We start from the raw sequence: 10,556 nt of genomic DNA on the forward strand, positions 1-10,556 counted from the left end.
GACACCGTGCTTTATCTGCGGAAGCCCGATGTCTGTTCCTCTTTTTCCTCCTGTTTGGCTTGCTCTTGTTGCCTCTCAGCCTCTTGCGCCTTGGCGAACTCGAAATAGTCGAAGTCTATCTCTCCTTGGTCTATCAACCGTTGGTCTCGTTTGCCAAGCAAGGCATCGTTCCAGTCTTTGTATTGTCCCAAAGGATGAAAGGCTTGCACCGTGAAGTCTGCAAATCCCATTTCCTTGGCGATTGCTTTGAAGTTCTTCACAAAGCCACGTCCTGCCTCGTCTTTGTCAAAGCCCAAATAATGGTTCGCTTGTCGGGTCTCTTCCAGCATTCCCTTTATTTGCCCCTTTGTCGGTGTACCTCCGGTCGAGACATACACGCTCTTCACTGGATTGATTTGGTACTCTGCCATAGCATCGTAGGCACTCTCGAACCATAGAATATTTGTGGCTTCTTTCAATGGCTTACCTGTCAGGTTGGCTATCCACAATCCTTCACTGCTGTTGCTTCCTTCCGCCTTGCCCTTGTATGCCTTGCCGTCCTCTCGTCTCGGTTTACCTCGCTCTTCCAATCCAACGATGCTGTCCGGCTTGGACGGCAAGGATAGTGGAAAGGCGAGATTGGCAAAACTCAATCCTTCATTTCGACGCTTGGTCGCCAAGAAGAAATGCTTGTAAAAGGCGAACTGGGTCCCCATGTTGATGCCTCTTTCCTTGAAATAAGGATAGTGTTTCCGTTGGGTGTCCTTTTCCCTTGGGTTGAAACGCAAGATGTCATAGTCTGACAGGTTGAAGGGCTTGGCATCTCGCTTGGGTTCAGCCACTCTGCTTTCACGCACATCAATGGGATTATTCAACAGTCTGTTGCATACCACATTCACCAGTCTGTCCAATGACATCCCTGGCTTATAGTCGTCAAACAGCGTCGGATGCTCCTTGATGAAACCTATCACGTTGTAGTTCTTCTGCTCTGGTGGCTGAAAACAGCACTTGCCATTGCCAGTGACAATAAACTTGTCACCCCTCACTCGCTGTCCATGACTGTCCACCTTTACATACGACGGATAGCGCAAGCCATCTCGTTTGTTCAACTGATAGCCTGCGTCCACCAACAACTCTTGTATGTTCAGACGCTGTAAGAAATCATTATATGTCAGTTCGTTGTTTGCCATAAGCGTATTCCGTTATAGTCCTTTCCCCATGTGAGGATGCAATACTTCTTTGTTCATGGCAGCCTCAAAGTTTCTCGCCGCCACATCCATTGGCGTATCTACTCCTGGCTTGAAGTAGGGACGAGGTGGCGCAGGTGCTGCACCATGATGGTGGTCAACTATCACTACAGGTGCGCCATGTGGACGATGTAGCTCACTGCCTACTTCGGCAGCAACACCCAATCCTGCTAACAGTGCAGCTCCAATCTTGGTTCCCAAACTGGTACGGTCTTTCATATCTACCTCACCGAATATCTTGGAAAAAAGTTTCATGCGATGGTAGTCATCCACTGCCATGAACTTGTCATACTGCTTCTGCGTTATCTCGTGGCTTACTCGCTCACCGTTGATGACGGCGGTCATGCGGTACTTGCCTTCCTGCTCCGCTGGCTCCACTCGTATCTCACCAACAGTTACTTCTCTGCCATGCTTGCCTTCACGGAACCACCCCTTGCTCTCGTCCAAGTCCTGCCCATCCACAATACCTACTTTATTGTTCATAGGTTCTTGCTGCACTTGCAATGGCTCGACGGTAGATTGCAACCGCATCTTGCCGTCCAACTCCTGCTGCACCTCTGGACGCAAACTGATTTGGATGCGCTCCTTGCTGTTGAGCATGTCCATTGTTATCTTGTCTGCGAAATCATCCTTGATGACATTGTTCAGTATCTCCAGTCGTTTGGCTACAGATACTTGCTTGACAGAATTGTTGGTCAAAGCCTTCAATTCTTCGTCAGTCAAGTCATACACCATATCACTGTTGGTTCCTTCTGATTGGATGGTGAGTGTCTTTGCCTTCTCATCGATGATGATACCGTGTGAAGACAGGCATTCCTGCCATTGATCGTTGGAGAAATATACAGGTGAGCTTATCAGTTCCTTGTAGGGTTTGGCTGGCTCTTTGCTTCTTGGACGTGTCTCTACAGGTGTCACCACGGCTTGCAGGTTTTGTAATACATCTGCTTGTGATGCTACTTGTTGCTGTCCTTTATAGTAAAAGCCATAACCTCCAGAGGTTAACTCACCAGGTTTCAGCCTTCTGTCTGGTCTTTCCGCTACCATTGGTGCTCCTGCATAGAACATCTGTCCTCCGACTCTGCGTAGATGATAGCCGTCCTGCATTCTCGGTGTCCAACCTAAAAACTCTGGACTCCATCCTAACCGTCCGTATTCTCCAGTACCAATCCTATATCCATGCAGTCCCATAGCCACTCTTCCATTGGCATTTCTTGCATGGACAAGGTTTCTCGGCATATAGAAGTCTTTGCTGATGATGCTGGTAAAGACATTGTACGCCTTCTTATTGGCAGAGTTGGTTCCCCAATCGGTCAATGCCAACATCTGTTTCTCGGTGAGGTTATAGGTCAGCAGTGGGGAGTCATGTCCCTGTACCGCCAGTTGATAACCATCACCGTTGGCTATGATATGGGCTTGCATGCCATTGCGCATCAGGATGTCACGCATCTCTGGTTGTATGTCCATCTGTCTTGGATTCAAGTTCTTTCTTATCGCCATAGCATGATTGTATTAAGCGTTCTCTGTTTCCATTCCTTGCTCTAACAGTTCGTCTTTGTACTTCACAAACTGTTCCGCACTCTCGTTGCCGATGCACAGGGCGTGTTCCTTGCAGTATTCTTGATACTCGTTCTGCCATTCCTCACTGAAATGGTTCACATAGTCAAGCCAACCGTATTCACCGCTCTGCATCTTCTCCACGAGGATGTTTTCTGTATAATATGGTCCTTTTCTCATTTCTTCCCTAAATTTGATGTTTCACGTTACTTCCTTGCGACAGCAGAAGCATGTCTTCCGGCAGCTTTCTTTTGCTCATTCCACAGTTCTTCGGTATATTCCTCCTCTGGAACATAGTCGAGATTACCGTCAACATCCATTACCCAACAGCCATAGATGCCGAAGGTGTATTTGTCCCACTCTCGCTTGCCTTCCTTACGCCACTGCTCACCATCGCCGTTGGCGAAGCGGATGCCAGTATCGCTCTTCAGGTCGATGCCTACGGTCAAAGGTTCGTCTTCTACGGCAAATGTCAGAGTCTCGCCATTCTGGATGCTCTTTAGCTCCGTTCCTCCAAGACAGAGTTCGTCTGACAACACCTGTAGGTTTCTGCCTATCACTGGTGTCGGCACAGCCATCACTTGGTTGGTCTCTCCGTCAATCTGCACGAATGCCTTGACATGTGCGCCATCTGGCATATCCACATCTGCCACCACAGCCTTACCCTGCTTCAACAGTTCCTGCTGCCCCTTGGTGAAGTTATCCAATGGGGCGTACTTCAAAACAGGATAGAACATCACATCCACGTTTCCATCCGCCATTCTTATCAAGGCGAATCGGGTTCTGCTCTTGATACTGTAACCCTCGTTTACCTCCATGCTAACAGGCAGTACTGGCGATGGTCGACCATTGCTGATGTCATCCAAGGCATGTATCGGAAGGTCTTCAATCATCTCATGGGTGAGTCCAAACTTAGCGAGTGTCTGATATGGCACTTCACTTTCTTCAAATGAGTTTCTTTTCATATTCTGATTATATTTTGAATGATACTTTGCATATAGCCATGCAAAGACAATGCAAACGAGCGCAATGAAAGTTTACTTTCTTATTGCCGAGTGCAGTTTGTCTTATGCAAAGATAGCCCAAGAGTAATGAATACAAGAAAGCCTACGTTCTTCAGCCCAATCTTTTCCGTTTTATTATGATTATATCATCATTTCATACTCTCAATCATACTTTAATCTTATTTTATGTTATACTTTTATAGCATCGACAATCACTCTTGATTTCTTTCCCTAACTTTGCACCATGAGAAAGAAAATAGTGGTATTATGGGTAATAGGTTGTCTGGCGGTATCGAGTGCAAAGGCGCAGTTCAACACCGTCAGCAATAACGTATGCCGTTACAAAGTCAGGAAAGTGGAGGAGAAGTTTCTACTTCCTGCCAATCAACCTGTAGATTCTATACAAGCAAATCTACTTCAACAGGAAACAGACTCTGTGGATAGCAAACAAAAACAGTGGATAAGCGTCTATCCAAGCATCACTTATCCACTGATATCAATCAAAATCACCAGCCCTTATGGCTATCGTCGTGACCCTTTTACAGGTAAACTATCATGGCACAACGGTTTGGATCTTCGTGCGAAGAACGAACCTGCCTATGCCATGATGGATGGTATTGTCGAAAAGGTTGGGTATGACAATCGTTCTGGCAACTATGTTACATTGAGACATGGCAATTATCGTGTCAGCTATTGCCATTTATCCTCTATCATAGTTCGTAAAGGAGAATATGTTTATCCTGGTATCATAGTTGGTGTCACTGGCGATACCGGTCGTAGTACTGGTAGTCATTTACACCTTACATGCAAAAAGGATGGTAAGAGTATCAATCCTACCATCCTTTTGAAAATTATTGAGAGTATATAACTTTTAAGAACGAAAAAATTTTTTTATCATTGTTGTACAATAAACCACGTATATATATGTGATAGATGGTATTTATTTTATGTAATCCATATAAATATGTAGTGCAGAAAAATTTTCTGCAGAAAGTAAAGACAACAAAGAAAATAGTATGGTTAAAATAATTCCTATCATTGATAGGGTTAATGATTGTGTGTTGCGGTTGTTCTCTTCAGTTAACTTATTTTTTGTGATTATTATAGAATCTGCAATAATCGAGAGATGGCGAATAACAGCCTCTTGCTTTGATACGTCTAATTTTTTGGAAGAATTATGTAAATACATGAGGGAATCTCGTTCCTTTCCTGTAACATTCATAAGATACTCAACTTCCTTTTCTTCTTCCAATATGGGCTTGACAACAGAGTAAACCTTTTGGCAACGCTCTTTTATTATCTGAGACAAATCTTGATTGTTTATTGATTCTATGCACACTTCGCAAATAACATTCAATAAATCTATAAATGTGTCTTTTTTACTTGTGTAGTTTGTATAGAATCTGAATAAATCATTTCTTGTATTGTATCGTCCTTGATAGATGGCGATTATTAAACTTTGAGGTTTGTCTAATTCTTTATTCTGTGTTTTTTCATTCGAGTTTTTCGATGAAAAAGGAAATATATAGATGAAACATATGATGAAAGAAACAAAAATCGCAAGCCCAAATGCATTCATATAGGAAATTACATTAGGTTTTGTTCTTGCTAATGTGGTGTATAAAAATAAAAACAAGCCTAAAATTAATATTGTTATGCAAAATCTTACTATATTAGGCTGAGCATTAAAACACCAGGTTATCATAACGGAAAAAATAAAAATGCCAATCCACGAACAAACAGTATATCCCAATAGAAATAAATTTACTATTCCCAATGTTTGTAAAACTGTAAATACAACAAAAGCAGCAAATGCGATAATTATCGCATTTGCAAGTGTTATGGTTCTTTCTTTTTTTATTTTATTTAATATATCGAATTTCGGTAACAGCATGGTATGTCCTTAATTTTTTTTCGTATATTATTAGCTCATTTTTTTGTTTGCCTAAAATAATAAGGCTATTTCTGCAAGATAGTTATTTTCTTTACTTCTCCTAAACATCCAACCTCTATCTCGCCAATTCTTTTTTGGGAGGTATTATTTTTTGTAGACTCTACGACAATCTCATCATAATTATTTCTTGAAACGATTACCCATTTAGGAAATGCAAGCAATTCCCAATCTCTATTACAAGTTATTTTTACTTTTTTATATTCACCACCTTTACTTTTAAATGAAAGGAACTTATCACTTAAAGATATTGTAGTACAAATTGTATTAGGCAATGATGAAAGTGAATCGTTAAGTGCCTCAGATTTCTTGCACAAATCTACTATAGACGACCATTCTGGTATCATTTTCTTTATTTCAGAAATTAATTTTTTGAAGTCTCCTATAATATTAGTTCTTTTATTATAACACTCTACAGACGTTGATAATTTATCACCGCAATACAAACGAAGTATAGTGTTTTCATCTGTTAAATCATAATTATAAGGTTCTACTTTTTTTAGCCTGTAATTATTGACAGCTTCCTTTAGCTTTTCAAATGAAGATTCATGATATTCGAAAGTACTTCTATATCAATAGTTCGTTAATAATTCAATAATGTGCTAAGCAGCTATACGCTGTAAGCACGAGAGATCTTTGAAAATCTTGCTAATTAAAGTTCGGTTCGGGGTGTACCCGCTTGCTTTAAAAATTCGTTTCACCAGATAAATGTTGGTCATCAGTGACTTGAATGAAGACATAGAATATTCCATTCCCATCTCCTTCATAGTTACCTTGGCAACATTTAGTGATGTGAACGAAGCATTGAAAGCAAAATCGAGTTTCCACTTATCGCGAGCCTGGCAGTCCATAAGACCAGTATAGCCTTTGGCGTCACGAAAGCAAAATTCGATCTGGAACCTGGTTCTATAATAAAGAAGTATCTCTTCACCCGAAAGTGAGGTGTCTGTAGAGAAGAATAGTTTCTTCTTGCCATTCGGCATCTGCCAGATGACAAGTCTAACTTTACACTTGAGTGCCTTGGAATAGGCTATCAAAGTATAAGCTGTTCCTTCTATATCTTTCATCTCCATCTTCTCCATTCGAGTGAGGTCAAGATTCTTCATATCAATCTTGCCATCCTTGGTCTTGGGGCGACCACGTTTTCCAGTACGTGGACCAGCATAGACATAAAAGAGACAAGCATTGTCACGAAAGCGGCTTATCAAAGAGAACCCTTCTTTCTTTATCCCATTAACAAATGTACTTGTAGAGAAGTAAGCATCTGCAACTATGAGGGTTGAGAGTTTAAGAAGTTCCTTGCGGTAACGCTTAATGACACTGATATAGAAATCTACCATAGTCTTGTTTCTGAGACTCAGTTCTTTATTACTTAGCGACTGGTGTGCTTTTAACATCATGCAGTCTTTGGCATCAATATCAATGAGGCCAATACCCATGATTTCGAGACCATGTTTAACAGACTGAGCACATCCTGACCAAAAACGACCGATATGTGGTGTTTTCTTGCCAGCTTTACTGATGTAGCTGGGATCAATGGCAATAGCCCATCTTCCCTGTTTACCCAAGAAGCGCTTGGCAAGTGAGACATTAAGTTTGAGCCAATCAATGCACTTCGACTTTTTCAAGCCGAATGCGTTGCGATAGGTTTGCTCAACATGCAAGCCATACCTCCCCATTTGGGTGAAATTTATCTTTCTTGGTATTACCATGAACAAAATTATCACCTCGATGAGTATTTTCTCGAAACTTTTTGTTATCTTTGCAGCTGAATCTTCAACTGCATCTTTAAAGATATCCATATATTGGTCAAGTCCTGTATTCATGTAATATTGTATTTGTCGTGATCTACAAAGTTACTGAAAATCAGCGACTTGACCAACTTTTTACAGTTAAGTTTTCATAAGCACTTCTTAATATAAGTTATTGATTTACAGACGATTAAATATTAATTTAACGCAGTATTGCTATATAGAATGGTATCTATATTATATACTTTTATCTCTATCGTTTTTTTTGTAAAAATAATCATATAAGATTGAGATATCGAATTGTCTATAATTTCCAAAGTAAGTTTTGTAGTAGATGAATCACATTTTACGGAATCAACGGCTGGAGCATTATTGTGATTCTGCAGATGAGTCCTTGCTACATCAAGTATCTGGTTACGATTCAATTTGTTTTGTCCCAAACAGTTAATAGACATAATAAAGCAATATACAAGTACTAACCATTTGAATCTTTTGCGATATTTCATATATAGTTGTGTCATTATTTAAGATAATTTATATTAGTTGGTTATATTTATCCTCCAACATATATAACATCATATGAATCATTCCATATTTCTTTAATAAAATTATTTATATCAGAAGAATTAATTTGATATTTTTGCATAGGAGTTTTTGCATTAGCCAGTTTGCACATGACGCATAAGTATTCACCACCTCCATATTCAAAAGCTATAATACGGTAACCTTCGTCCCATTTTATTTTGATTTTTTCTTTGATTCCATCCACTGTAGATGAAAACATATAGGTTTGATCTGTATATAAGGATGTTTTACTCATGACAACTGTCCACATTCCATTTCTACATGTCACACTAGTTATATAGTAGTCGTTATTCCACCATTTTTTAATCCATTCTCTTTGTGTTGCCCATGGAGCAGAACATATTTCTTGAGCATTATAATCAGTATTTTGTGACATTACAACCATCCAATTAGAGTTACTTGAGGATAATGATGTTATCATATAACCTGCTTTCTTCTTTTCATGTATCCATTCGTCAGGCCATGATGATTTGTAACTGTATGATTGATTTGTCCACTTCAACCCTTTAGCCATTGTGACAAACCAACCTTTTGAAGTATACGCAATTGAATTTATATAGAAATCTTCGTTCCAGTACTCTTTGATCTTTGTTTCTTGCAAAGAATTTCCACTACCACTGTAAAACCATGTTTGATTATACATTTTCGTCTCTTGTTGCGCTAAAATTATAAGATTTTGTGCGTCGGAAATATTAGAGGAAAGTAAAAAACAAATAAAAATTAAGATTTTTCTCATCATGAATCGAATCGCGTATAAGTTATTTTTTACCAAACAATCACGGGCATATCATCAGAAAAGTGTCCCCACATAACAGGATGTTGTTTATTTTTTGATAATGCTCGTACATTATCACTTACAAACTTAAAGAGTTCTTTTGCAGATATTGTCCTGTCACGATTAGAATCTGCTTTGCCTCGCAATGCACTTACTAAACAGGTAGTAAAAAAGCCGTTTTTCATATCTTTTCTTTCAATTGAAGTTTCATTATCACGAGAAGATAAGAACAACATAACATTTGACTTCTCATGTTCTTGCTTGACTTCAGTAGTTCCTTGTCTCATTTTTCCAGAAAAACAAGCATCAGCAAAAATCATCTTGTTTTTACAATGAGTTATACTCATTGCTTGTCTAACTTCTTCATAACTTAAATAACCATCATATGCGACAAAACCTCCTTTATATCCATGCCCGCTAAAGAAAAATACGACTATATCATCAGTAGATGAACATTGAAATGTTGAACGTATAGCTGATAGTATAGATTCTTTCGTTGCAGCACTATTTATAAGTATAGTTGTTACCGCATTCGAATTTTTTTCATATAACCATTTTACCGATGCTGCATCTTTTGCAGGTAAAGTTAAATCATTAGAAGTTCCTGGATAATCTGCAATACCTACAGATACAAGATGGATCTTATCTGTTGCAAATGCATTATTTATATTTAAAAATAATATAAAAAAAAGAAATAATAACTTTGACATTTTATAGTTACTCATGAGAAGATGGTGTGCCATAAGTCCATGACACATCATCGATATATTAACATTAAGCAAGTGTTCCTGGGTCGGCATCATTTACATAATCTGGTAAATCTTCATTGTTTGCATAATACTGAACCGGCGTATCATCATTGTCTGTATCGCTAGTATGGTTGGCTTGAGCCATTTCCTCAAAATGTGAGACCGACATATGCTGATCTGAAATATCAACCACTTCACCCTCGTCAATTTGTTGATTTCCATTTGCATCAGTCACCATTAGCTCAAACTCATTGTCCTGCCCATCTACATCTATGAAGTAAACAGCTTGACCATTAACGCTTGCAGAGCCAATAATGGAATCATGTTCACCATCAATATTTGTATGCTCCACACCAATTATCTCCACATCTGGAGTTTCTTCATCATCCTTTTCTGGTGGAGTCTGTTGTTGACAGACGGAGTCTGCTACCGAATGGTTAGCAGTATAAGTGTGTGCCGAGTGAGACGTACTTGCAGCAACGTATTCATGAGAAGGCCCATCCCAATGGATAGATTCCGCATATTCATTTCTTGCATCAGAATCCATGCTGTTCCATTCATCAGCAGTGTATGTTCCATACAAATTACCATGCCATTCAAATACACCTCCAGGACCGACTTCTGCTCGTGCTGCACCAAAGGCAGCAGAAAAAGACATCGAATCAGTAACGCAAGTAGCCATTTGAGCAGTTACGTTTTCGCCTCCATTTCCAACATTAGCATCCTCTGACTCAGGTGTTTCTGGAGTTTCTGCGGAAGCCTCTAAAGGTACCGAACTTGCAAATAAAGTTCCAGCAGTTCCCAATGCTATTCCTGAAACACCGCCAATTAGGACTTCTTTCCATTTTGCAGCACTAGTAGTGCCGTTATTTTTATTCTGTTCCATAAATTTGATTTTTATATTAAACTTATTTTATACCGCAAAATTATATTTCTTCTAAGAAGTTGCCAAATATATTTT

The 10,556-nt window shown here is 39.4% G+C and carries 11 protein-coding genes; 1 reads left to right on the forward strand and 10 read right to left on the reverse strand.

The annotated features are described in order from the left end of the window. Positions 1 to 11: 11 nt before the first annotated feature. Genes KTQ90_RS02785 through KTQ90_RS02800 form a run of 4 tightly spaced genes read right to left on the reverse strand, consistent with a single transcriptional unit; the run spans position 12 to position 3,745 of the window. Positions 12 to 1,169, reverse strand: coding sequence for a toprim domain-containing protein (locus KTQ90_RS02785; protein ID WP_022121741.1), 1,158 nt, complete (start codon positions 1,167 to 1,169; stop codon positions 12 to 14). 12 nt (positions 1,170 to 1,181) lie between these two features. Then, a complete protein-coding gene (locus tag KTQ90_RS02790) occupies positions 1,182 to 2,723 on the reverse strand; it encodes a hypothetical protein (RefSeq protein WP_022121742.1) in 1,542 nt (513 codons plus the stop codon). 12 nt (positions 2,724 to 2,735) lie between these two features. Beyond that, complete coding sequence (locus tag KTQ90_RS02795) at positions 2,736 to 2,960, reverse strand: hypothetical protein (protein WP_022121743.1); 225 nt, start codon at positions 2,958 to 2,960, stop codon at positions 2,736 to 2,738. A gap of 26 nt (positions 2,961 to 2,986) precedes the next feature. Further along, positions 2,987 to 3,745: a DUF4099 domain-containing protein gene (locus KTQ90_RS02800; RefSeq protein ID WP_022121744.1), complete on the reverse strand. Its 759-nt coding sequence runs from the start codon at positions 3,743 to 3,745 to the stop codon at positions 2,987 to 2,989. A 283-nt stretch (positions 3,746 to 4,028) separates the two neighbouring features. Between KTQ90_RS02800 and KTQ90_RS02805 the strand changes: the two genes are divergently transcribed. Next, the gene (locus KTQ90_RS02805) at positions 4,029 to 4,652 is read left to right on the forward strand and encodes a M23 family metallopeptidase (protein ID WP_022121745.1); all 624 of its coding nucleotides are present in this window, start codon (positions 4,029 to 4,031) and stop codon (positions 4,650 to 4,652) included. 72 nt (positions 4,653 to 4,724) lie between these two features. Here KTQ90_RS02805 and KTQ90_RS02810 read toward each other — a convergent pair whose 3' ends face one another. From KTQ90_RS02810 to KTQ90_RS02835, 6 genes are all read right to left on the reverse strand, one after another. Continuing rightward, positions 4,725 to 5,678 carry a hypothetical protein gene (locus tag KTQ90_RS02810; RefSeq protein WP_153139608.1) on the reverse strand — a complete coding sequence of 318 codons (954 nt, stop codon included), beginning with the start codon at positions 5,676 to 5,678 and terminating at the stop codon, positions 4,725 to 4,727. A 65-nt stretch (positions 5,679 to 5,743) separates the two neighbouring features. Next, on the reverse strand, positions 5,744 to 6,181 hold the full coding sequence (locus KTQ90_RS02815; RefSeq protein ID WP_217317125.1) for a BACON domain-containing protein: 438 nt from the start codon (positions 6,179 to 6,181) through the stop codon (positions 5,744 to 5,746). A 156-nt stretch (positions 6,182 to 6,337) separates the two neighbouring features. Then, complete coding sequence (locus KTQ90_RS02820) at positions 6,338 to 7,561, reverse strand: transposase (RefSeq protein WP_217317126.1); 1,224 nt, start codon at positions 7,559 to 7,561, stop codon at positions 6,338 to 6,340. A gap of 478 nt (positions 7,562 to 8,039) precedes the next feature. Then, a complete protein-coding gene (locus tag KTQ90_RS02825) occupies positions 8,040 to 8,810 on the reverse strand; it encodes a DUF7477 domain-containing protein (RefSeq protein WP_022121749.1) in 771 nt (256 codons plus the stop codon). Between the two features lie 26 nt (positions 8,811 to 8,836). Beyond that, complete coding sequence (locus KTQ90_RS02830; RefSeq protein ID WP_118363381.1) at positions 8,837 to 9,556, reverse strand: caspase family protein; 720 nt, start codon at positions 9,554 to 9,556, stop codon at positions 8,837 to 8,839. A gap of 64 nt (positions 9,557 to 9,620) precedes the next feature. Then, positions 9,621 to 10,481 (reverse strand): hypothetical protein, encoded by an 861-nt coding sequence (locus KTQ90_RS02835; protein WP_217317127.1) that lies wholly within the window; start codon positions 10,479 to 10,481, stop codon positions 9,621 to 9,623. Positions 10,482 to 10,556: the final 75 nt, after the last annotated feature.

It is taken from the genome of Leyella stercorea, from assembly GCF_019052365.1.
Taxonomy (GTDB): Bacteria; Bacteroidota; Bacteroidia; order Bacteroidales; family Bacteroidaceae; genus Prevotella.

Bases quoted from the DNA above. Each gene is read 5' to 3' on its own strand.
- KTQ90_RS02805 (WP_022121745.1), top strand. From the start codon at position 4,029: ATGAGAAAGAAAATAGTGGTATTATGGGTAATAGGTTGTCTGGCGGTA.
- KTQ90_RS02785 (WP_022121741.1), bottom strand. From the start codon at position 1,169: ATGGCAAACAACGAACTGACATATAATGATTTCTTACAGCGTCTGAAC.
- KTQ90_RS02795 (WP_022121743.1), bottom strand. From the start codon at position 2,960: ATGAGAAAAGGACCATATTATACAGAAAACATCCTCGTGGAGAAGATG.
- KTQ90_RS02825 (WP_022121749.1), bottom strand. From the start codon at position 8,810: ATGATGAGAAAAATCTTAATTTTTATTTGTTTTTTACTTTCCTCTAAT.
- KTQ90_RS02820 (WP_217317126.1), bottom strand. From the start codon at position 7,561: ATGAATACAGGACTTGACCAATATATGGATATCTTTAAAGATGCAGTT.
- KTQ90_RS02790 (WP_022121742.1), bottom strand. From the start codon at position 2,723: ATGGCGATAAGAAAGAACTTGAATCCAAGACAGATGGACATACAACCA.
- KTQ90_RS02830 (WP_118363381.1), bottom strand. From the start codon at position 9,556: ATGTCAAAGTTATTATTTCTTTTTTTTATATTATTTTTAAATATAAAT.
- KTQ90_RS02810 (WP_153139608.1), bottom strand. From the start codon at position 5,678: ATGCTGTTACCGAAATTCGATATATTAAATAAAATAAAAAAAGAAAGA.
- KTQ90_RS02800 (WP_022121744.1), bottom strand. From the start codon at position 3,745: ATGAAAAGAAACTCATTTGAAGAAAGTGAAGTGCCATATCAGACACTC.
- KTQ90_RS02835 (WP_217317127.1), bottom strand. From the start codon at position 10,481: ATGGAACAGAATAAAAATAACGGCACTACTAGTGCTGCAAAATGGAAA.